The 22,585-nt window shown below is 73.3% G+C and carries 15 protein-coding genes and 1 pseudogene; 6 read left to right on the forward strand and 10 right to left on the reverse strand.

Annotated elements, in window-relative coordinates; translation table 11 throughout:
• The first annotated feature begins 68 nt into the window (after positions 1-68).
• From ACZ6EJ_RS08245 to ACZ6EJ_RS08255, 3 genes are read left to right on the forward strand one after another with little or no spacing between them, the layout of a single operon-like run.
• The gene (locus tag ACZ6EJ_RS08245; RefSeq protein ID WP_469265364.1) at positions 69-1,520 is read left to right on the forward strand and encodes a tryptophan 2,3-dioxygenase family protein; all 1,452 of its coding nucleotides are present in this window, start codon (positions 69-71) and stop codon (positions 1,518-1,520) included.
• Positions 1,517-2,932, forward strand: coding sequence for an aspartate aminotransferase family protein (locus ACZ6EJ_RS08250; RefSeq protein ID WP_469265366.1), 1,416 nt, complete (start codon positions 1,517-1,519; stop codon positions 2,930-2,932). The genes ACZ6EJ_RS08245 and ACZ6EJ_RS08250 overlap by 4 nt, the downstream gene beginning before the upstream one ends.
• Positions 2,929-4,314 carry an amidase family protein gene (locus ACZ6EJ_RS08255; RefSeq protein ID WP_469265367.1) on the forward strand — a complete coding sequence of 462 codons (1,386 nt, stop codon included), beginning with the start codon at positions 2,929-2,931 and terminating at the stop codon, positions 4,312-4,314. Before ACZ6EJ_RS08250 ends, ACZ6EJ_RS08255 begins: the two co-directional genes overlap by 4 nt.
• Before the next feature lie 271 nt (positions 4,315-4,585).
• On the opposite strand, the gene ACZ6EJ_RS08260 is transcribed toward ACZ6EJ_RS08255, so the two are convergent.
• The 4 genes from ACZ6EJ_RS08260 to ACZ6EJ_RS08275 are packed head-to-tail and all read right to left on the reverse strand — an operon-like array spanning position 4,586 to position 8,352.
• On the reverse strand, positions 4,586-5,590 hold the full coding sequence (locus ACZ6EJ_RS08260) for a zinc-dependent alcohol dehydrogenase family protein (RefSeq protein WP_469265368.1): 1,005 nt from the start codon (positions 5,588-5,590) through the stop codon (positions 4,586-4,588).
• 10 nt (positions 5,591-5,600) lie between these two features.
• On the reverse strand, positions 5,601-6,401 hold the full coding sequence (locus ACZ6EJ_RS08265) for a HisA/HisF-related TIM barrel protein (RefSeq protein ID WP_469265370.1): 801 nt from the start codon (positions 6,399-6,401) through the stop codon (positions 5,601-5,603).
• Between the two features lie 10 nt (positions 6,402-6,411).
• Positions 6,412-7,653 (reverse strand): FAD-dependent oxidoreductase, encoded by a 1,242-nt coding sequence (locus tag ACZ6EJ_RS08270; RefSeq protein ID WP_469265371.1) that lies wholly within the window; start codon positions 7,651-7,653, stop codon positions 6,412-6,414.
• A 36-nt stretch (positions 7,654-7,689) separates the two neighbouring features.
• On the reverse strand, positions 7,690-8,352 hold the full coding sequence (locus tag ACZ6EJ_RS08275) for a hypothetical protein (RefSeq protein WP_469265373.1): 663 nt from the start codon (positions 8,350-8,352) through the stop codon (positions 7,690-7,692).
• 590 nt (positions 8,353-8,942) lie between these two features.
• Here ACZ6EJ_RS08275 and ACZ6EJ_RS08280 point away from each other — a divergent pair.
• Complete coding sequence (locus tag ACZ6EJ_RS08280; protein WP_469265375.1) at positions 8,943-12,092, forward strand: amino acid adenylation domain-containing protein; 3,150 nt, start codon at positions 8,943-8,945, stop codon at positions 12,090-12,092.
• 79 nt (positions 12,093-12,171) lie between these two features.
• On the opposite strand, the pseudogene ACZ6EJ_RS08285 reads toward ACZ6EJ_RS08280, so the two are convergent.
• The 5 genes and pseudogenes from ACZ6EJ_RS08285 to ACZ6EJ_RS08305 all read right to left on the reverse strand — a co-directional run.
• Positions 12,172-13,260: pseudogene (locus ACZ6EJ_RS08285) on the reverse strand (threonine aldolase family protein); the annotation flags it as partial.
• Between the two features lie 63 nt (positions 13,261-13,323).
• Complete coding sequence (locus ACZ6EJ_RS08290) at positions 13,324-13,971, reverse strand: hypothetical protein (RefSeq protein WP_469265377.1); 648 nt, start codon at positions 13,969-13,971, stop codon at positions 13,324-13,326.
• A 1,755-nt stretch (positions 13,972-15,726) separates the two neighbouring features.
• Entirely contained in the window at positions 15,727-16,266 is a 540-nt protein-coding gene (locus ACZ6EJ_RS08295) for a hypothetical protein (protein ID WP_469265379.1), read from the reverse strand.
• 287 nt (positions 16,267-16,553) lie between these two features.
• Entirely contained in the window at positions 16,554-17,201 is a 648-nt protein-coding gene (locus tag ACZ6EJ_RS08300) for a fasciclin domain-containing protein (protein WP_469265380.1), read from the reverse strand.
• Between the two features lie 83 nt (positions 17,202-17,284).
• A complete protein-coding gene (locus ACZ6EJ_RS08305) occupies positions 17,285-18,871 on the reverse strand; it encodes a molybdopterin-dependent oxidoreductase (RefSeq protein ID WP_469265381.1) in 1,587 nt (528 codons plus the stop codon).
• A gap of 311 nt (positions 18,872-19,182) precedes the next feature.
• On the opposite strand from ACZ6EJ_RS08305, the gene sigK reads away from it, so the two are divergent.
• Together sigK and ACZ6EJ_RS08315 are read left to right on the forward strand one after the other, a co-directional pair.
• Positions 19,183-19,773 (forward strand): ECF RNA polymerase sigma factor SigK, encoded by a 591-nt coding sequence (gene sigK, locus ACZ6EJ_RS08310; protein ID WP_469265382.1) that lies wholly within the window; start codon positions 19,183-19,185, stop codon positions 19,771-19,773.
• Entirely contained in the window at positions 19,770-20,522 is a 753-nt protein-coding gene (locus tag ACZ6EJ_RS08315) for an anti-sigma factor (RefSeq protein ID WP_469265383.1), read from the forward strand. Before sigK ends, ACZ6EJ_RS08315 begins: the two co-directional genes overlap by 4 nt.
• Before the next feature lie 382 nt (positions 20,523-20,904).
• Here ACZ6EJ_RS08315 and ACZ6EJ_RS08320 read toward each other — a convergent pair whose 3' ends face one another.
• On the reverse strand, positions 20,905-21,906 hold the full coding sequence (locus tag ACZ6EJ_RS08320) for a class I SAM-dependent methyltransferase (protein WP_469265384.1): 1,002 nt from the start codon (positions 21,904-21,906) through the stop codon (positions 20,905-20,907).
• Positions 21,907-22,585: the final 679 nt, after the last annotated feature.

A 22,585-nucleotide genomic window follows, 5' to 3' on the forward strand; every position in this document is an offset into this window, starting at 1 on the left:
TCTTCGCACGAGGCGTAGGAAGGATGCGGCATCCCTTCCGGCGACATTCTGCGGGGCACGTCATGCGCATGGTCGAGGCGACATCGGAGGACCGGCGCGTCATCGAGCAATGGATGAGCGCGTATCTCACCAGGGAACACGGGGAGCTGGGGCGCACCGGAGCGGTGTGTCCCTTCGTCGGGCCCGCTCGGGAGGCGGAGGCGATCCGCACGGAGAGCCTCCGCGCGGAACCCGCGGACGGGACCGAGGAGTTGGTGGACTCGCTGCGTGACCGCATACGGCGCTTCCGGGACCTTCCGGTTCCGGAGGGCAGGGAACCGCTCACCGCGCTGGTCATCCTGGTGCAGGGCCTCCCCCGGCACCGCTGGCGTCTGCTCGACGCGGCGCAGCGCCGGTTGAAACGGGAGGCCGTGGAAATGGGCCTGATGGTGGGGCAGTTCCATCCCGACTGCCCGGAACCCGCTTACTGGAACCCCTCTTTCGCGGTGTCCAGAGCACCGCTGCCGCTCCTGGCGGTCCGTCACATGGCCTTCCACGACATTCTCTTCCTGCACACGGACCCGGTTCTGTCGGGCGAATACCGGAGAAGGTTCGGAAGCCGGTACGAGGACGGGAAAAAGGTGCCGCGGGAATTCCGGGCCCTGTACGAAGGGGCGCCCAGACTCCCCGCCCCGACCGGCAGCCCGTACATCGACTACCAGAGCATCACCCTGCTCCACGCCCTGCACCAGCCCCGGACGGCGCACCAGGCGGAATCGTCCTTCTACCTCGCCGGACAGGCCAAGGAGCTCCTGTTCTCGCTGGTCCTGGGAGAGGTGCGCGCCGCCCAGGAGGGCATCGCGGCCGACGACCTCGGCCGTTCCTCCTGGCACGTGCGGCGGGCCACCGCCGGGCTCCGGCTCCTCGGCGAGTTCTGGGACCTGCTGTCCACCCTGTCACCGGCGGAGTTCCACTCCTTCCGGAACGCGCTCGGCGACGCCTCCGGCCTCGGCTCCTACAAGTACCGCGTGTTGGAATTCGCCCTCGGCGTCGCGTCCCCCTCCTCGGCCGCGGCGTACGAGGGGGTGCCCGGAGTCGACGCCGAGGTGTACCGGGCCCGGCACGACGCGAGCCTCTACGACGACGCGCTGGGCCTGCTGGTACGCCGGGGGCTGCTGAGCGCGCGGGCGCAGGGCCCGGAGCGCGACGCGGCGGCGGTCCGCGAGGCCTGGGCGAGGGTCCACCGGGAGGAGACCGTCTCCAGCAACCTGTTGCGCTGGGCGGAGTCGCTGATGGACCTCGCCCAGGCCTTCGGCAGGTGGCGGTGGCTCCATCTGCTCACCGTGGAGCGGATCATCGGGTACAAGCCGGGGACGGGCGGCACCACCGGCGTGGAATGGCTGCGCCGCGTCGCTTCCCAGCACGCCTTTCCCGAGCTGTGGGAGGCGCGTTCCTCCCTGGAGGACGGTTCCGCCGACGGTCGCCCCCTCTCCCCCCGGTCCCCCGGACCGGGCACGTCACACGACCAGGAGCAGGCATGAACCCCCAGGACGTGGCCCGCGGGATCCGGGAGACCTACGAACGCACCACCCCCGCATCCGCCTCCGCCTCGCGCCGTGCCGCCCGTTCGCTGCCCGGCGGCGACACGCGCTCGATGACGTGGTACGCCCCCTATCCCCTCTTCCTCGTACGGGGGGAGGGCACACGGGTCCAGGACGCCGACGGGCACTGGTACGAGGACATGGTCGCCAACTACGGGGCCCTGGCCCACGGCCACGACCATCCGGCCCTGGTGGCGGCCGTCACCGGGCAGATGGCCCGCGGCACCGCGCCGGGCGGCCCGGCCCCGCTCCAGTACGAGCACGCGGAACGGCTGCGCGCCCTCAACCCCTCCCTGGAACGCGTCAGGTACTGCAACAGCGGTACGGAGGCGACCATGTGGGCGGTCCGCACCGCGCGCGCCTTCACCGGCCGCGACCTGATCGTGAAGATCGACGGCGGCTACCACGGGACCCACGAGTGGGGGCAGGTCAACGCCTTCTTCGCGCCGCGCCGGACCGCTCCGGCACGTCTCCCGGGGGCGCCGGAGGTGCGGCTGGCGTCCGGTGTGGCCCTGTCGACCGCCGCCGACGTCGTGGCGATCCCGTACAACGACCTCCCCGCCGCGGCGGCGGTCATGCACCGGCTGGGCGAGCAGGTCGCCGCCCTCATCGTGGAACCGGTTCTCGGCGTCGGCGGCGGCGTCCCCTCGGCGCCCGGCTACCTCGCGGGACTGCGGCGTCTCACGCGGGAGGCGGGCGCCCTGCTCGTGCTCGACGAGTGCGCCACCCTCCGGCTCGGCCCCTGGCAGGTCAAACACGGTGTGGTCCCCGACCTCACCACCCACAGCAAGATCGTCGGAGGCGGGCTGCCCCTGGGCGTCTTCGGTGGACGGGAGGACGTCATGTCCCTCTTCGACCCCTCCGGCCCCCATCCCGTCTACCACGCCAGCGCCTTCGGGGGGAACAGCCTCTCCCTCGCCGCCGGAGCGGCCGCCCTCGACCACTTCGGCGCGGACGAGATCGCCCACCTCGACCTCCTGGGCGACCGGCTGCGCACAGGGCTGGACGCGGCGGCCGCTTCGGTGGGAGTGGCGGGCCGGTCGGTGGGAGAGGGCGGCCTCAGCTACTTCCACTTCGGCCCCACGCCCCCACGCAACGCGGCCGACACCGCCCGCCTCCGCGAAGGCAGGGCGGAGTTGCGGTCGTTGCTGCACCTCAGCCTCCTGCACGCCGGCTTCCTCACCGCTCCGCACGGCCTGTTGTGCCAGCACGTGCCGACCGCGCCGGAAAGCGTGGACGCCCTCGTGGACGCCTACGGCGGCGCCCTCGACGACCTGCGCCCCTACATCGCCGTCCACCATCCGGAACTGCTGGAGAAGGACACCGTCCGCACCCGCGGGGACGGGCCGTGAGCCGCCCGTCCGAACCGGCGGACTGGACGCTCGCGCGGGCCGTCGCGCACCTGGGGGCGGGCCGCACCACCCCGGCCGCCTACCGCGAAGCCCTCGCCGCCCGCACCCGCGAGAACGCCCATCTCAACGCCTACCTCCACCTGGCGTTCGACGTCCCCGTCGCGGAAGTCGGACGCGACGGCGCCCTGGCGGGCGTGCTCCTCGCGGTGAAGGACAACATCGACGTGGCGGGCGTGCCCACCACGGCAGGCACTCCGGCCCTGCGGGGACACCTCGCCTCGCGTTCCAGCACGGTCTGGGAGCGCTGCGTGCGAGCCGGCGCCGCCCTGGCGGGGAAGACCGCGCTGCACGAGCTGGCCTACGGCACGACCGGTCACCACGCCCTGGGGCCGCCCGCGCTCAATCCCGCCGCACCGGACCACCTGGCCGGCGGCAGCAGTTCGGGGACCGCCGCGGCCGTCGCCGCGCGCCTCGTGCCGGCGGGCCTGGGCACCGACACCGGGGGCTCCGTCCGCATCCCGGCGGCGCTCTGCGGCATCGTCGGGTTCCGGCCCACCCGAGGCCGGTACCCGGCGGACGGGGTGGTGCGCGTCTCCACCGGCCGGGACACGGTCGGCGTGATGACCCGCGACGTCCGCGACGCACGCCTGCTCGACCGGGTGCTGGCCGGCCCTCGGGCCCGCGCCGCCGGCACGCCGTATCCCCGCGCGCCCAGGGCCGTGCTGCCCGCCCCCCTCTGGGAGGACCTCGACCCGCAGGTCGAGCGGGTCTGCCGGGCGGCCTGCGAGCGGCTGCGCGCCGCGGGCTGGGAACTGGCCGAGCGTACGCTGCCCGGTTTCTCCTGGCCCGACGTGCTGCGCAGCGCGACCGTCGTCCCCGCGCGCGAGACCCGCGCCGCCCTCGCCCGCTACCTCGCCCGCCACCCCGGCGCACCCGCCGCGGACGACGTGCTGCGCGCGGTGTCGGGCGAGGACGTCCGCGAACACGTCCTGCCGCTGCTCGGAGGCGGCGGACCGGACCGGGCCGCCTACGAGGACGCCCTGCGGTGCGCCCGGCTCCTGGGGGACCGGCTGCGCGCTCTCCGGCGCCGGGAGGGGGCGCACGTACTGCTGGCCCCCACGACCACGCTGCCGGCTCCCGGCAGGCACGTGCGCGCCACGCTGGACCGCCCCTCGGGCGAGTCGTCGACCTTCCTCACCTACATCCGCAACACGGCGGTGGCGTCCGTGACGGGGAGCCCGTCCATGACGGTCCCGGCCGGCCGTACCGCCGCCGGTCTTCCGGTGGGCCTGCTCCTGGACGCCGCTCCGGGCGCGGACACGGCGCTGCTCGCCGTCGCCGAGCAGGCGGACCGTCTGCTTTCCGGGCGGAGGGACGCGTGACCTCGGGCGCGTACGGCGACGGCCCCTGTTCCACCCCCGCGGGCTGCGGGCACGTGGACTTGGGCGTGCACGCACGACGGATCGGCCTGGGCGACCCGGACCCCGGCGAGGGCTGACCGGTACGTCGGTCGAGGCGGATCCGGCGCGCTTCGGCATCCGCCGCCCCCGGATCGGCTGGACGACCTCGCAACCACGTCTCTTCCCCCGCTCGGGAGAGGGGAAGAGACGTCGGGACGCCGGGACACAGCCGGACCTCCGGGCCGTCGCGACCTCAGCCGATCAGGACCGCCCCGGAGACGCGTCCGGCTTCCCGGCTGTGGCGCACGGCGGCCCGGACGTCCGCCAGGTCGAACGTCTCGGCCTCGGGAACCTCTATGGTGCCGTCGGCCAGTTGGGCGGCGGCCCGCGCCATCACGTCGGCGACCTGTCCGGTGGTGAGCCGGGACAGGCGTTCGGGCAGCCAGAAGCCGGTCAGGGTGATGCCGCGGAACAGGAGGTCCTCCGGGCGGACGGTGACGGGCAGGCCGGACAGGAGGCCGTACCCGACGAACCGGCCGTGCGGGCCCAGGGCGCGGAGGGACAGGTCGGCGACCGGTCCGCCCACGGCGTCCACCACGGCGCGGATGCCCCGGCCGGCGGCGATCTCCGAGAGCTGCCGCTCCAGGGCGGGTTCGTCCTCGCGCAGCACCGCGAAGGCGCCCGCCTCCATCAGGGACCGCCGATGCCTCCGGTCGCGCACCAGGCCCACGCAGCGCACGCCTCTCAGGTGGGCCAGACGCATCATCATCCGTGCGACCGAGGAGGCGGCCGCGGTGAACAGGACGAGATCTCCGGGCTCCACGTCGAGGCTGTCGAGCAGAAGGTTGGCGGTGACGGGGTTGACGGTCAGCCGGCAGGCCGCGCCGTCGCTCAGGGCCGACGGCACGGGGTGGACGTCCCCGTGGTCGGCGACGACGTACTCGGCCCAGGTGCCCGGCGCCGAGACGGCCACACGCGTGCCCACCGGGTGGAGCGCGTCCGGTCCGGCCCGGTCGATCACCCCGACTCCTTCGAATCCGACGGGGGCCGCCGCGTGGACGCCGTCCGGGTGGAGCCCCACGGCGAAGGAGGCGGGCCTGCCGTAGCGGCCCTCCACCAGGAGGAGGTCCGACGGGTTGACGGGCCGGGCGTTCACGCGCACGCGCACCTGGGCGGGGCCGGGTTCGGGGACCGGACGGTGGGTGAGGACCAGCACGTGGGCGGGGTCGCCGTACCGGGTGAAGACGATCTGGCGCACGGTCCGGCGCCTAACCGAGACCGGTGCGGAAGGAGGAGTGGGCGAGGAGGTGGTCGCGGATCTCCCGGACGCTGTGGGCGCCCCGGTGGACCATGGCGTTGACCAGGACGTAGGTGGAGTCCCCCGCGCCGAGGGCCTCCTGGAGGTGGTCGAGGCTGCCACAGCCGCCCGACGCTATGACGGGGAGGCCCGAGGCGGTGGCGACGGCCCGGACGAGCTCCAGGTCGAAGCCGGTTCCGGTGCCCTCCCGGTCGATGTTGTTGGCGAGGATGGCGGCCACGCCGAGTTCGGCGAACTGCCGGGCGACGTCCGCGGCGTCGCGTCCGGTGCTCCGCTCGCCGTCGTGGACGTACACGCGCCACTGTCCGGGGCCGGCGGACCGGCAGTTGACGACGCCCATGAGGCGGTGGGAGCCGTAGGCCGCGGCGACCTGCGCCACGGTGTCCGGCTTCTCGATCAGACCGGTGCTGACGGAGACGACGTCGGCCCCGGCCTCCAGCAGCCCGCCGGCGTGCACGGTGGACGGGACGTCGCCGTGGCCCACGGACACCAGCAGACTCATGCCGGTCGTGCTGAGGTCGCGCAGCAGGCCGGGAAGGTAGTCGACGGCGTCCCAGGGGTCGAACACGTCGAGGAAGAGCTTCTGCGCGCTGCCGGAGGCGTACGCCTCGGCGATGGCCAGGACGTCGCCGGGATCGGCCAGGTGGGGGATGCCGCTCGGCTCCGTGGCGCGGCCGCGGGCGACGTCGATGCAGGGGATGACCAGATCGCCTATGTGGGCGTGCTGGTCGTGGAAGACGGGGCGGGACATGGGAGGCCTTTCAGGTGGTGTCGAGGAGCTGGGCCAGTCGCCGGCTCCGGGGCGCCAGCCGGCGGGCGACCGCGACGGCGCTGGCGAGGGCGTTCTCGAGGGTGTTCACGGGGGTGGTGAGGTGACCGGCGAGGAAGACGCCGCCGTCCCCCTGGAAGCGCAGGAGTTCCCGCCCGGCTCTCACCATGCCGGGCGTCGGCTGCACCGTCCGGAAGCCCGCCGTTGCCAGGGGCGTGCGGGGGCGGGGGTCCCTGTGGGTCACCTGACTGACGAACAGGTCGCCGTCCCTCGTGGGGTACCAGTCCGTGGTCTCCGCCCAGGGCCCGTGGACGGCGACGGTCGAGGGGGCCCAGGCGTCGCGGTCCGCGGGCATGAGGCGGGGATCGCGGTGCGCCTGGTAGAGGAGGGGGCGGTAGGCGTAGGACGCCAGCGGCGCCCGCAGGGGGCCCGCGTACGAGGACAGGGCTCGTGCGGCCGCGTCGGCGGGCACGGCGAGAACGAGGGCGTCCACCCGGTGACGGCGCCCGCCCGTGTCGGTCAGCTCCGGTCTCCCCAGGCGCGGGCGGACCGTGCACAGGGCGGTGCCGAGCGCCAGTTCGACGCGGGGCGACCGCGACACCAGGCGCCGGGCGAGCGACTCCATGCCGCCGTTCAGCCGGCAGCTCGCCGGGGCCGGTGCGGCGGGGTCCTCGGCGCACAGCTCCCCCACGGCACGGGCCGAGAGGAGTCCGGCCTCCGCCAGGGTGCAGCCGAAGGTCGCGGCCGGCAGGGAGTACACCGCCGCCTCCTTCACCCGCCTGGGCAGGTCGAAGTCCTCGACCGCCTCGCGCAGCGGTACTCCCCAGTCGAGTCCTCCGCTCTTCCAGCGGTACGCCTCCTCCGCCAGGAGGGCCGTCGCCCGTGCCGCCTCCTCGCGGCGCGCCGGCGTGAGCGGGGAGGCGGTGCGGCGCGGGGCGTCCTCTTCTTCGCGGTCGCTCAGGAGCAGGCGCCCCGGCGGAACGGGCAGCCACTGCCCGCGGTCCAGTCCGAGTGCCCCGGAAAGACGCATGACCAGGGAGTCCGGGTCCGAGGGGACCGCCCGCACTCCCAGCTCCACGGCTTCGGGCGTGCGCACCGGTCCGGGCGGGAGGAACGTGCGGAGATTCCCTCCCGGAGTTCCCCGTTCCTCCAGCAGGAGGACATCGTGCGACTCTTCGAGAAGCCATGCGGCGGCCAGTCCTGCCATGCCCGCGCCGGCGATTGCGACACGCATGTCGTTTCCTTGGGTCCGAGGAGGGCGGGAGGCCGTTCAGGCCCTGTTCGCGGCGGACTTCCAGAAGTCGCCGATCGACTCCTCCATAAGGCGTGCGTGGAACAGCGCTTCGCGCGGGTCGTCTCCGCGGTCCAGGCCGTCCTGGACCACGTCGAGGGCCAGCTCGGTCAGCTCGTCCGATGCGTCGTCATCGTAGTAGGCGACGAATTCCGCAGGGGGTTCGACCTTCAGCTGGCGCGCACGCCGCACCAGGGAGGTGCAGCCGGAGAAGTACACGACCATGTCCGTGTACGAGGAAAGGGCGAAGGATGCCTGGCTTCCCTGGATCGCCGTCCAACTGAGCGTCCCGTTGAACGTGTAGGTTTCCCGGTCCGAGGGCCAGGGCCTTCCGGCGGGATCGGGCAGGCCGAGGGCGTCGGCGCATTCCCGCAGTTTCGGCTGGGCGTCGTAGACCAGCCGGGAGAGGCGGATGAACAGATCGGCGGCCGGGCGGCGCGGGAAGCGCGCCAGCATGGTTCCGTAGGCGGTCAGCTCGGCCCCGTGGCACTGGGCTTCGACGCCGACCAAGCGCCTGAACAGCTCCGGCGCCCGATCGGCGTCGAGTGTGTCGAGGAGCGCGTTGCCGACCGGGGCGCGCTCGCGCTGCTCCTGGAGGCGTCGCGCGAGCTCCCTGGCGTCCGGCGGAATGGTGTCGGGCATGTGACCTCGTCCTTTTTGCGTGTGTCGCGCTTTTCCCACGTGGGTCGCGGGGCGGACCCGGTGCTCGTTTTCGAGCGCACTGGAATGCGGGGCCCGCCGCGGGCGAAATAAGCGCCGGATAAAAATGGGGGCGATCTTCGCCACGTCCGGCTACGACCCTCGGGGTTCGTCTCCATTAGTGCACGAAGCGCGGGGATGGACAAGGGAGTTCTCAAGATTCTCTCACCCCGCCGTAATGGTTCTGGACTCTTTCGGAGGGAGGGGTCGGCATCGAAGCCCGCCCCATGGATATTCGGCCTGCCGGGGTGGGGGGAAATCATCCGGGAGCCCGTCGGGCGGATCGCGAGTGAACCGCTGTTGCAGGTGTTTTACCTGTGCTGCGAGAGACGAAAGAATTCAGAAATTGTTCCGGCGGGAAGAATCGGATACCGATGGCCGGGTAGGGCGTCAACAGAATCGCCGAGCATGAATCCGGCGTCCGGAGGAGCGTCCATTCACCTCCGGCCCCCTCCCCGGGGGACGACCGTCCGGCACGTGGTGAACGCACCCGCCGGCGGCCGCCCCTCCATCCCCAGTCATCGAGGCGCCGCATGGTCCAGCCCCACGTCCACGTACCGGATGCCGTCCGGCAGTGGAACGACACCGCCACCGACTACCCTCGGGACGCGCTGATGCCCGAACTGTTCGCGGAACAGGCCCGGCTCCGTCCTCACGCTCCCGCGGTGCTGTGGGACCGGGGGGCCTGGAGCTACGGCGAACTGCTGGAGCGCGTACGGCGCGGCGCGGCACGCCTGCGGGCCCGCGGAGTGGGGGACGGGGACCGCGTCGCGCTTCTCCTCCCCCGCTCCCCGGAAGCCGTCGCGGCCGTCCTCGCCGTCCTCGAGGCCGGCGCGGTCTTCCTGCCGCTGGATCCCTCGCACCCCGCCGACCGCATCTCCTCGATCCTGCGAGAAGCGGGCGTCCGCACGGTCGTCACCACCGGCGCGGAGCCGCACACCGCAGCGGCCGGAGGACTCGACCGGGTGCCCGTCGCCGAACTCACGTCGCGGGAAGGGCCCGCTCCGGCCGGGGACCGGACAGCGCGCCGACGCGCCACCGACGCGGCCTACGTCATCTACACCTCCGGCTCGACCGGCACGCCCAAAGGCGTCGTCTGCGCGCACCGGGGCCCCGTCCGGCTGGTGCGCGGAACCGAAGCCCTCCGGTTGACACCGGCCGACCGCCTCCTGGCCACCACCAACCCGACCTTCGACGTCTCCTGCTACGAACTGTTCGCCCCGCTGCTGAACGGCGCCGCCCTGGTCCTGCCCGACCCCGAGGCCCTCCTGGACCCGGCCGCCCTCGAACGGCTGCTCGGCGACCGCGGGATCACCGTGATGTGGCTCAGCGCCGGCCTCTTCCATCTGCACGCCGAACAACGTCCCGGAATGTTCTCGGGACTGCGGCGCCTGATAGCGGGCGGGGACGTCCTCAGCCCTTCGGCCGTGCGAGCCGTTCGGGAGCACGGGTCCCCCGCCCTCTTCCTGAACGGCTACGGGCCCACCGAGAACTCCGTCCTCTCCACCGTCCACGTCATCGACTCACTCGCGCCGGACGCCCGTGGCGTCCCCATCGGCCGCCCGGTGGCCGACTCCACCGCCTACGTCGTACGGGACGACGGCGCCCCGGTCGGCCCCGGCGAGATCGGCGAACTGTGGGTCGGCGGCGACGGGGTGGCGCTCGGGTACCTCGGCGACCGCGCCAGGACGGCGGCGGCCTTCGTCCCCGACCGGTTCGTTCCCGGCCAGGGGCGGCGCCTGTACCGCACGGGAGACCTGGCCGCGTGGCGGGCGGACGGCGTCCTCGAGTTCCACGGCCGCCGGGACAGGCAGGTCAAGATCCGCGGCTTCCGGGTCGAGCTCGACGAGGTCGAGACCGCCCTCACCGACCACCCGCGGGTCAACGAGTCCGCCGTCGGCGTCCTGGGGGAGGGCGCCTCCCAGCGCCTGGCCGCCGCCGTCGTGCCCGCCCCGGAGCCGGACGACGACCTGTCCGGGGAACTGGACCAGTACCTGAGCGAGCGGTTGCCCGCGCACATGCGGCCCGCGCGCGTCGTCCCCGTGGCGCAACTGCCCCTCACCAGCAGCGGCAAGGTCGACCGGGGGCGGCTGGGGGAACTCACGGACGACGCGGCAGGGGGATCGGCCGAGACCGCCGAAGGTCCGCGGGGAGACGACGAGGCAGCCGTCGCCGAAGTCTGGCGCCGCTTCCTGCGGGTCGACGGCGTCGGGCGCGAGGACGACTTCCTCGCCCTGGGCGGTACCTCGCTCCAGGCGACCCGTGTCGTCGCGGTCGTCCGTGAGCGTCTCGGCATCCGGCCGGCCCTCGCCCGGACCCTTCTGCGGGTCCTCCTCGCCAACCCCACTCTGGCGGCGTTCACGGCGCGAGCGGTCGAGCTGCGCGACGAGCCGGACGACGCCGCCGCCCACGACGCCCCGGTCGACTTCTCCGCCGAGGCCGCCCCGGACCCGGCCCTGCGGTTCGACGCGCCCGCCGCCGGCGGCGTCCCGACGGAACGCCACCAGGAGAAGGTCCCGCGTTCCGTGCTGCTGACGGGGGCGACCGGCTTCCTCGGGGTCCACCTCCTGGACCGCCTCGCCGCGGCCGGCGTCCGGCGCGTCCACTGCCTCGTGCGCGCGCGTGACGGCGCCGAGGCCCTCGCCCGCCTGCGGGGCCGGGCGCACCACTACGGCCTGGACCCCGACCGCTGGGCGGACCGCGTCGCGGTGGTCCCCGGTGACCTGGGCCGGCCGCGCTTCGGGCTGGACGACGCGGCCTGGGCCGCTCTCGCCCAGGAGGTGGAGGTCGTCCTCCACAACGGCGCCCAGGTCAACTTCGCCTACCCCTACGAAGCCCTGGCCGCGGCGAACGTCGGGGGGACCCGGACCGTCCTGGCCCTGGCCGCGGAACGGAGGCTCAAGGCGGTGCACTACGTCTCCAGCATGAGCGTCCTCGCCGGTTCCGGACTCGCCGGCGTACGGCGGGTGGACGAGGACACCCCTCTCTCCCACCCGGAACTGCTCTGCCAGGGCTACGCCGAGACCAAGTGGGTCGCCGAACGCCTCGTCTCCCGAGCGGCACGGCGCGGGCTTCCGGTCACCGTTCACCGGCCCCACGAGATCACGGGCGCCACGGACGGCGGCACGTGGAACACCGAGACCATGATGTGCGCACTCTTCCGCACCGCGGCGGAGACCGGAACGGCCCCGGACGCCCCCCTGCTCCTGGACTTCGTCCCGGTGGACTACACCGCCGCCGCCGTCGTCCACATCCTCACCCACCAGCCGTGCGAGGGCCGCGTCCACCATCTCGCCAACCCCCGCCCCGCGCTGCTGCACCTGCTCGTGGAGCGCCTGCGCGCCCTGGGGTACGGCGTCAGGGAACAGTCCTACGCCACCTGGGCCCGGCACATGGCCGAGCTGGCGGACCGCGACCCCGAACACCCCCTGGCCCCGTACGTTCCGATGTTCGCCGAGCCGGCCCCTCGCTCCACCGCCTCGATCGTGGAGAGGTACTTCGCCGGCACGTTCCCGAGCTTCGGCCGGGACAACACCGAGGAGGCGCTCGCCGGAAGCGGAATCGTCTGCCCGCCCGTCGACGCGCGGCTGATCGACGCCGGCCTCCGCTTTTTGCGGGAGGCCGGCCTCCTGCCCGCCCCCACGGCGCCGGGCGAGGGCGGTGGGAGCCGGCCGAACGGTTGACGTCCGAGGCCCGCGAGCCCCACGAACGCTCCGGCAGCGGGCGTCGGGCGCCTCCGCGCCCGGCGCCCGCTGCCGGGCCCTACGGCCTGCGCCGGCCCTCCCCCCGCGCGTCGATCGCCTGCGCCACCGCCGCGACGAAGTCCCGGACGTCCTCCTCCGTGGTGTCGAACGAGCACATCAGGCGCACTCCGCCCGGCCTCTCCCCGTCGGGGCGCAGGTCGTACCGTCCCTGGAGCGCGGCCGGCACGGTCGGGGGAAGAACGGCGAAAACGGCGTTGGCCTCGACGGGCCGCACGACCCGCACTCCTTCCACCCGCGCGAGGAGGGAGCCCAGCCGGTGCGCCATGGCGTTCGCGTTCGCCGCGTTGCGGTGCCACAGGTCCTCGCCGAGAAGCGCCTCGAACTGGACGGAGAGGAAGCGCATCTTGGAAGCGAGCTGCGTGGTGGACTTGCGCAGGTGGGCCGTGCCCGATACGCGGGACGGGTCGAGGACCACCACGCACTCACCGAAGAGGAGGCCGTTCTTGGTGCCGCCGAAGGACAGGATGTCCACCCCCGCGTCCGTGGTGCAGGCCGCCAGGGGGACGCCCAGGGACACGGCCGCGTTCGCGAGGCGTGCCCCGTCCATGTGGACGGCGAGGCCGTGCGCGTGGGCGCGTACGGCGAGGTCGCGGACCTCCCGCGGGGTGTAGCAGGCTCCCCGTTCCGTGGCCTGGGTCAGCGAAAGGGCCTGCGGTCGGGCACTGTGCTCGTCCCCCGCCGCCTCCAGCACGGCTTCGACCGCCCCGACGCCGATCTTCCCGTGCGTGGAGGGCACTCCCAGCAGCTTGAGCCCCGCGACGTGTTCCGGCCCCCCTCCCTCCTCCTGGTTCACGTGGGCCCGCTCGCCGCAGACGACCGCGCCCCACCGGTTCGTGACGGCCTGCAGCGCCACGACGTTCGCTCCGGTGCCGTTGAAGACGGGGAAGACCGCGGCGCCGGGTCCGAAATGACGGCGGAAGGCGTCCTCCAGGTGGGCGGTGTAGTCGTCCTCCCCATAGGCCCCCTGGTGCCCCCCGTTCGCGAGGACCAGCGCGGAGAGGATCTCCGGGTGAGCGCCCGAACAGTTGTCGCTGGTGAAGCCGCGCCGTCCGGGGTCGTGGCGGAGGACCGCGCCGGTGGAGGGCGGCGGCCGCCGCGTGGGGACCGGTACGCGGGCCGGTGGGGCCTGCCCTGCGGACGCGGCCCTCCTTCAACCGCCGGCGACGTAGTCCCAGTACGGGTCGATGAGTTCCCCGAGCTGTCGGGCGGTGTGGAGGACGCGGGCGGGCTCCTCCCCGCGCGCCAGGCCGTACTCGAGGACTTCCAGGGCCCCCTCGGCGATCTCCGGAGGCGGCTGGTCGCCCCACGACTCCATGTAGGTGAGGAGGGGGTCCGGAGCGTCCGGCAACTGCCGGGAGGCGTCGACGATCCGGGAGAAGAGGGTGCACCAGGTCGAGAGGTCCGTGTGGAAGTAGAGGGCGGCTTCGGCGGGACCGGCCTGGGTGCCCATCCAGCTCAGGTCGCGCACCACGCGGAAGAGTCCCTGGTCGACCGGGACCGACGGGATGTCGGGGGAGACGCCGACGGACGGGGCCGCCTCGCGCAGCAGGCCGCGTGCGGTGGCGATGGTGTGCAGCGCGAACGAGAACATGGTGGCCGGCGCCTCATGGCGGTGCCGGGCCACCAGCAGGGCGTAGGTGGACAGTTCGGCCTCCTGGCACTGGTACTCGGCCAGCAGCAACCTCCTGAACTGCTCGGAGCGGATCTGCCCGGACTGCGCCAGTTCGACGAGCCGGTTGCCGTCGATGAACCGTTCGACGTCCGGTTTCATCGCTTCGACGAGTTGCTCGGGGTTCATGGACTTCTCCTTCGCTGGTGTGGGGAGGAAGGGCGGTACGGGGCGTGCGCCCGGCCCGGGCACGGCCGGTCGCCGGGTGGTCGGGCGGCCCCGCTGGATCACGCGCCGCGCGCCGCCGACGGCGTTGACGTCCTGGAACGGGTCGCCTTCGAGGGCGCGAGGTCGGCGGTGGCTCCGGGGGTGACGGCGTCCGGGTCGGGTCGGTCCGGGAGCTCAGCGCGACGCCCGTGGCCGCCCGCGGGGCGCGCAGCGCGGTGCGGCCGTGGACCGTCGGGGCAGGGAACGTGCGCCGGTTCTCGACGTGGGTGAACTTCCCCGCGTCGGTGCGGGCGGGGCGCGGGAGGCCTTCGCGCAGCGTCTCGCGTGCGCGCGGCGGTTCTCGCGGACGAGGGGCGCGCCCGACGTGGGCGGCGCCCTCCCGGAACCGGGGTCCGTCATCGCTTCCCGCCGCGCGGGCAGGCACGGTGCCGGGTGGGGCCGTAAGCGCGCGCGGTCCTGTTCCGTGAACGCCACCCGCCCGACTTCGCGGCTCATGTCACTCCCGTGTACGGCCTTGCGTCCCCTTCCGGACCGGTCGCTGTACGACGCTCCTCAAGCCGGCGCGGCGACCGATCGCCACCGACCTCGCAGGGGCGGTTCCATCGGCACCGCGTCGCGGGGGTCGACCGACATGCGCAGCGCGGACGCGAGACCGGCCGCCACGCGCTGACGCGCCTGCATCGGCTCGCGTGTGAGGAAGGTGAAGGAGCCGCCGGGGACCCCGTGCGGAAATCGGGCGGCCGGCAGGCCATGGACGGTGAACTCCGCTTCTCCCGACGGGAATTCCGCCCGTGCGAAACTCCGCAGAGGTTCTTCCTCGACCCTCCCCTCTCGGGCCGGTGACAGGGACTCGTCGTCGCCGGGATATGGGGGACGCCTATTCCGAGGCGGTCGATGAATGCGGTGGCAAACAAGAGGAAGACCCCCTGAAAGGAAAGATCTTGACGTACGGCAGCAACGGTGCGCCGAAATCCGCAGGCGGATCCGGTCGGCGGGGGCCACCTTCTCGACGTGGCTCTCGGGGCGCTCTGCTCGTACGACCAAGAGTTGCCCTCGAAGGCGTACCTGGCAAGTGTTCGGGGTTGCTCCGTCGCCGATCCCCTCGTCGGCCGATCATTCGGATCCCACCGAGAAAGGCCGGGCGGCGCATCTGAGCTGCGTGGACTCCCCCTTATTCGACCAAGGGGCCACCGGGCGGGGAGGAGAAGAAATCAAGGGATGTCCGAATAGCCTTCTGTGCAGATGTCACACGAGCGACTTCGGCACCGTGTTGAACTGCTCCCCCACTGAGGCCGATACGGAAATGGACGCATCTACGCGGGTCCGCGGCAGCGGGACTACTCGCTCCAGCGCGCACCGATCATGGCCGCGATCCGGGCTCGGGCATCCGCTCTTGTCGGCGGACGTCCGCCGGTTCACCGGCAGCGGCCCTCGCGTCCCTCTCGGGCCGTACAAGCCCGGCAGCGGGGAGTTCCGGTCATGACCACCCGCTGTGCCCAGCTGCCCCGGCCGGAAGCGGTCATCCGATGCCCCGTACGTCTTCGCCGCGGGGGCGGGGATCCGCCGTCGTACGGAGACCGCGTCCGGAAGCCGGACTCGGTCATCGTGGTGCGGTCGCGCACCACCGCGCGGTCCGCTCGCCGTCTCCGTCGGACGACCGCGCTCAGGAGGGCTGTGGAGTGGGCCGTTTCGGTCGACTCCGACGGTCCGCCGCGCTCATCCCGCAGCGGTACGCGTGGGCGCGGCGGCGGCGGAGCGGCGCCTCGACGAGCCGGACAGGGGCTGGGGCGCATGGGGACAGAGCGCGGCGGCGGGGGTCGCGGGGATCCGCATCCGGCGCAGGAGATCTCGGGTGGTGCGCTTGCGAAGGGTGCTGCGCCAGGCGAGTCCCGGATGACGGGAACGCAGATGGGAGAGCGCACGGGTGCCCAGCCCGGTCCTGTGGAAGCACTCGTCGATGACGACGGCGGTGATGACGCCTTGGGAGCAGTCGGCGCAGATCCGGTACTGGACCTGGCCGACGACATGGCGGATGTGGACCAGGAGCAGGCACTCCTCGCCGGGCCCGGACGTGTCCGGGATGTGCGTGGACAGGAACTCGATCGCCCGGTAGGCGAAGATGCGTCGGCGCAGGCGGCCGGTGAGCCGGGTGCGACGCGCGTGCTTGGCACCGGTGCGGCCGGGCGGCGGTGTCCGGGCAGCCGGGGCCGGGCCGAACAGACTGCTGCTGGTGGGACGCGCATGTTGTCCGTGCATGGACATGCGTGTGCCCGGTCGGCCCGCGGATATCCATCCCGGAGCAGGAGCCAGGTCGCCGACCCGGCCCCGGCCTGTGGTGCTGCGGGAGCGCCGATCGTCCCCTGCGGTCGCCCGCGACCCCGCGCCGCCTCCCGGCGGAGTCGGCAGGCCTGCGGGGCGGCCGTTGCCGGACAGGGCGCCGTGCGGGGCCGGAAGGAGGGAAGGCCGGTGGCCCGGCTTCCTCCGAGGGGAGGAGGAAGCCGGACCCCAGCCGTTCTTCATCCGCGGGCGCGGGAGTCCACCGCCTACTTGGGCATGAGGACGGTGTCGATGATGTAGACGTGGGCATTGGCCGTCTTGACGTTGCCGCACACCACGGCGGCGCTGTCGTTGACCTTGTAGGACATGTCCTTGCCCGTGGTGGTGACCATGCCCTTCTGCAGGGTCTCGAAGGAGCCGTTCTCCATCTGCTGCGGGGTCAGCTTCTGGCCCACCACGTGGTAGGTGAGGATCTTCGTCAGCATGGCCTTGTCGGCGAGGACCTTGTCGAGGTCGGCCTTGGGGATCTTGGCGAAGGCGTCGTTGGTCGGTGCGAAGACGGTGATGTCCTGGGCGTTGTTGAGGGTGTCGACCAGGCCGGCCTGCTTGACGGCGGTGACCAGGGTGGACAGGGCCGGGTTGTTGGAAGCGGCGGTGGCGACGGGGTCCTTGGCCATGCCGTCGAAGGAACCGGCGCCCTCCGTCGGGACGCCGGCACAGGCCGGGCCGAACGGCTCGTCGCTCGTCATCGCGTCGTCGGTCGGGGCGCCACTGGTCTTGGCCGCGTCGTCGGCGGCCGCGGTGGGGGCGGCGTTCGTGTCGCTGCCGGAGTCGGAGCAGGCCGCCAGGGAGAGGGGCAGCATCGCTGCGGCGGTGACGGCGATCGCGGTACGGCGGATACGGGTGGTGTTCATGATCAGGTTCTCCTGGGTGGGATGGGTTCTCGGTCCGAGCGGGACGCGAGGGTGGTTCTCCGGTTCGGCCGCGGAGCGGCCGGTCATGTGGTCGGGGAGACGGTGACGAAGACGCTGTGCCAGCCGCTCGCTCCGTCGGGGACGGTCCGGGTGCGCCGCTCGGTCTGCACGGCGCCGGTGGCGTCGGTGGCGCGCACGGTGATCGTGTGGCCGCCGGGAGCGGCCTTCCAGGGGAAGGACCACTGGCGCCAGGTGTCCACGGTGTCCTGGGCGGCGAGGTCGGCTTCCTGCCAGGGGCCGTCGCCGACGCGGATCTCGACGCGGGTGATGCCGCGTCGCTGGGCCCATGCGACGCCCGCGACCGTGACCGTGCCGGCGGCGGGGCGTGCGAAGGGCTTCGGTGTGTCGATGCGGCACTGGGTCTTGATCGGCGCCCGGCGGGCCCACCTGCGTCTGACCCAGTACGGGTCGTAGGCGTCGAAGGTGGTCAGCTCGATGTCGGTGATCCACTTGCAGGCGGAGACGTAGCCGTACAGTCCGGGGACGAGCATTCGGACGGGGAATCCGTGGTCGAAGGGCAGCGGTTCCCCGTTCATGCCGACGGCCAGGATCGCGTCGCGGCCGTCCATGACGTCTTCGACCGGTGAGCCGAGGGTCATGCCGTCCACGGAACGCGCCACGAGCTGATCGGCCTCGCCTCCCGCGGAGGGCGGCTTCACCCCGCATTCCGCCAACAGGTCGGCCAGGCGTACGCCGAGCCATCGGGCGTTGCCCACGTAGGGGCCGCCGACCTCGTTGGAGACGCAGGTCAGGGTGATGTCGCGTTCGATCAGGGGGCGGGCCAGCAGCTCGTCGAGGCGGTAGGTGCGGGGGCGGGTGACGCCTGCGCCGTGGATGCGCAGCTTCCACGTCCCGGCGTCGATCCGGGGGACGGCCAGTGCGGTGTCGACACGGTAGAAGCCGCGGTTGGGTGTGGTGAACGGGCTGATCCCAGGTGCTTTCAGCCGGGCGCCGGGCGGGATCGCGGGAGCGGGCGAGGCCGGTGCGGGGAGGACGAGGCCGTCGCGGGAGGCGACGGCGTCCTGAGCACGTTGCCCGGACAGCGCCCGGCCCAGCGCTCCGGCGCCGGTGGCGGCCGCGGCGGTCACGGTCGCCGCGGTGAGGAAGCCCCGTCGGCTCCAGCCGCCCCCGGCCCCCGGCGGGGAGCCGGCGGGGGCCGCCCGGCCCACGAGGACGTACAGCACCAGGACACCGGCCAGTGCCCCGGCGAGGGAGGGCAGCGCGTCACCGGCGCCCGCGGAGTCGGGCCTGTCGTAGGCCGCGGCCGCGCCGACGACCCCGAACGCCAGGACGCCGATCGCGCCGAGGCGCCGGTGCCGCAGTGCCAGGACGCCCAGAGCGATCGCGAAGAGGGCCAGCAGGACGAGGATGCCGGCCTGGAGGACGGCCTTGTCGTCCTCCCCGAACGTGCGGATCGCGAAATCCTTCACCGCGGCCGGAGTGCGGTCGATCACCGCCCCGCCGACCACGGTGACCGGGCCGGCGGCCGGGCGGACCAGGGCAGCGACCAGCTCGGCCGCGGCCAGCGCGGTGAACGCGGCCAGAAGCCCGGCCGACGCGCCCTGGCCCGACCGGTGGACGGTGCTGCGGAAGTTGCTCACACCCTCCATTCGGTGGCGCCCGGCAGGCGGATTGGTCGACCTCCCGAATGTTTCGCGCGGGACGGGGCCATCGGGGGCTGGAGCGCGGAAGCGGGTAGGGGGGAGACAGCGGTCGTCCCGGTGACCGGACGCCCACCCATCCGCCCGCACGTCCGCCACGAAGAACCAGCGGAGACACCACACGGCTCCGGGCCGGGCCCTCCCTGGCGGCGGACCGGCGCCACCCCACGGACAAGGACCCCCATGCGATGGACACCCCACCCCCGGCCGGCCGGCCCCGGCCGTCGCTTCGGCTGGTCGCCACGGCCGGAGGCCGACCGGTGAACCGACCGCTCCCCTCCGGCCGCACCGATCACACCGGCCGCGCCGCCGGGCTGGTCGAGGTGATGCAGAAGATCGCCGGCGGCGACAAGCAGGCCTTCTCCGCCCTCTACGACGCGCTCGCCCCCATGGTCTTCGGCATCGTGGTGAAAGTCGTACGCGACCGCGCCCAGTCCGAGGAGGTCGCTCAAGAGGTCATGATCGACGTCTGGCGGCAGGCCGCCCGCTACCGGGCGGAGGCCGGCAGCGTGACCACGTGGACGGCGACCATCGCGCACCGGCGGGCCGTGGACCGGGTCCGTTCCGCCCAGGCGTCCGCCGACCGGGAGCAGACCCAGGCCGCCCGTGAGCACCATACGGCGTTCGACGAGGTCGCCGAGCGGGTCGAGGCCCGGTTGGAGAGCGAGCAGGTCCGCCGCTGTCTGCGCGGCCTGACGGAGCTCCAGCGCCAGGCGGTGACCCTGGCCTACTACCGGGGGCTGACCTACCGTGAAGTCGCCCAGGCCCTTCGCACACCGCTTCCGACCGTCAAGACGCGTATGCGCGACGGGCTCATCCGGCTTCGCGACTGCATGGGGGTGGCCACATGAAACACCACCACGACGACGTCCACACGCTCGCCGCCGCCTATGCTCTGGGCGCCCTCGAACCCGCCGAGCGCCAGGCGTTCACCGAGCACCTGCACGCGTGCGAGGCGTGCCGCCAGGAGACGGCGGAGTTCGAGGCCACCGCCGCGCGCATGGCCGCGGCCGCGGCCCAGACGCCGCCGGACGCGATGAAGCGGCACACCATGGCCGCCATCGACGGCGTCCGCCAACTGCCGCCCCGAGTACCGCAGACCACCTCGGCAGTCGGACTCGCCGACGTCGTGCGGCGCAAGGCGGTGCCCGTGGCGCTGGCCGCGAGCCTGGTCGCCGCCGCCTCGTTCGCCGGCCTCGCCGCCTGGCAGCACCAGGAGAGAGGGGAACTGGAGCAGCGGGCCCGGCAGGCCGAACAGCGCCTCGACGGCGTCGGCGCCGTCCTGGCCGCTCCCGACTCCCGCACCCTCCACGCGAAGGCCGGCAACGGAGCCCGCACCACGGTCGTGACCTCACCGCGGCAGAACAAGGCCGTCTTCACCGCCGATGGACTGCCCGCACCCGCCCCCGGCAAGACCTACCAGCTCTGGCTCGCCCACGACGGCGCCATGCGCCCGGCCGGGCTCATCCACCGGGACGGCACCGTCCCCGTCGACGGCGACGTCACCGACGCCAGCGCCCTCGGACTCACCCTGGAGCCCGCAGGAGGCTCCCCCCAGCCCACCACCGCCCCCCTGCTCCTGGTGGACCTGCCCGCCTGACAGAGGCGCCGGGGAGACGCGGCAAGCGGTGCGGGAGGCCGCGTCCGGCTACTGACGGGAGAGCGCCCGTCGCAGGACGGGTGGCGCACGGGCTGCCCGCTCGGCGACGGTTCGCCGACGATGCGCCCGCTGCGGTGTACGTCGGCCCCCTCCTCGGCCTGGGCCGCGCGAGCGGGGCGCGGCGCGCCTCGTACGACCTCGGCGCGGGTGTCGCCTCGGCCCTGTCCGTGAGCGGTGACCGGTCCTCGCGCTCACGGACGACGGCACGGTCCACGCGCTCGCCGCCCGCCGGACGGAGCGGGAAGGCCCCGGCGTACGGTCCTCGCGTACCGGGCCGGTGCTCCTGCCCGCCGTCCCCGGCGGGCGGGTCGGAGCAAGGGCGTCAGCGGGACGACTTGCGGGCGACGGCGACGATCGCCGCGCGCGGCACCTCGGCGACGAAGGCGCCTCGGGACGGGTGGACGCGGGGGCCGGTGGGGAAGTCGGTGCCGCCGGGCAGGCCGGCCAGGTACTCCTCGTGCTGGAAGTACCGCTCCAGGACCTCCCAGCGGGCGTCGGTCCCGCCCAGGGTCTCGAAGAACCGGCCGACCCCGTACATGTCGGCCACGTACGCGCACATGCGGCGGCGGGCCTCTTCCCGCGTGTCGCCGCGCACCACGAGCGGGTCGTACAGGTCGATGACGCGGGCCGGTGTGCCCGCCTCGGCGAAGAGTTCGGTCAGGAGGCCGCGGGAGAAGTGGCGGTAGTCGTGGCCCGCGGTGGTGTGGGGGTGGACGATCTCGGTGAAGAACCGTGCCATGGGGCTGGCGTCGTCGAAGTCGTGCAGGACCACGTGGCCGCCGTCCTTGACCACGCGCAGGGCCTCGGTGACCGCGTCGAGCCTGTCCTGCGGCGCGATGTGGTGGGTTCCGTAGGCGAGCAGCGCCGCGTCCATGGCGCCGTCGGCGAGGAAGAGGTGGTCCGCGGCCTGCCGTACGGCGGGCAGGCCCTGGGCGAGAGCCCGCTCGACCATGTCCCCCGAGAGGTCCCCGGTGAGGATCTGGACGCGGTCGCGCAGGTCCGGGGCGTTGCCGTGGACGGCGCGGGCGATGGTCCCGTCCCCGCCCAGGACGTCGAGGACGGTGCGGGGGGCGCACGGGCCGGGCGCCGTGTGCGCGGGCACGGCCAGTTCGAGCAGTTGCCGCATTCCCTTCCAGCGGACGGACGAGTCCTGCTGGGCCCTGCGGTAGGAGTCGCCGCGCCCGGTGTCGTCGGAATCGAATTCCGTGGTCGTCGCGGCCAGTTCCCTCAGCGCTTTGTCCGCGCCCGGGCGACCGAAATCCACGGACGCTTTCAGAACCGGATGGGCCGGCACCGCGTCGCGCAGATAGTCTTCGAGGGACATGGACGGCAAGTAGGCGTCCGTTCCCGCCAGTGCATCCGGCTGCATTTCCACCAATCCGGTCAGTCGATGGCTCTCATCGTCGACGACTGGTCGTTCCGTATGCAGGGTTTCCACCCTCCGCAACCCGTGAACGGCCCGTGATTCCGCCGACCGGCACCGGGGTGCGCGACGGGCGGAATTCCGGGGCACCGGCACTCAGCCAGTTCGACCCGCAGTTTCACCGTCGCACCCTTTCAGGGAGCCGATCCCACGTCAAGAGCGCTCACGCGGGGACGCCGCACCCTCGGGGCGAGCCGCGCCGACCGCCCCTGCCGTTCATGCGAACTCCCAGGAAAGAAGCCGGACTTCAGCGGGGATTCTCCCACCGCGATCCATGCCCGACAGGTACGGGGCAGCGGACATGGGACGGTAAAGGGCCGAAATCCCCCATACCGCCGGAACACCGCCGGCGGCCCGGCAGCCGATCACACGACCCGCCTCCTGCGGGGGAGTTCCCTCCGTGTCGCGTCGTGATGCGACAGCGTTTCCCTATTCCTCGCCTCCGATTCAGTCGGACACTCCTCGAAATCCCCCTCCCCGTCAGCTCCGGCCGAATCCTCCTCCGCCGCATTCCCCTCTCCCCTCGCCCCCGGCAGGCAGATCCCCTGGAGGAGAGGCGGGCCTGGGGGGCGGCCGGCAG

This window comes from Streptomyces sp. NPDC041970, assembly GCF_055588985.1.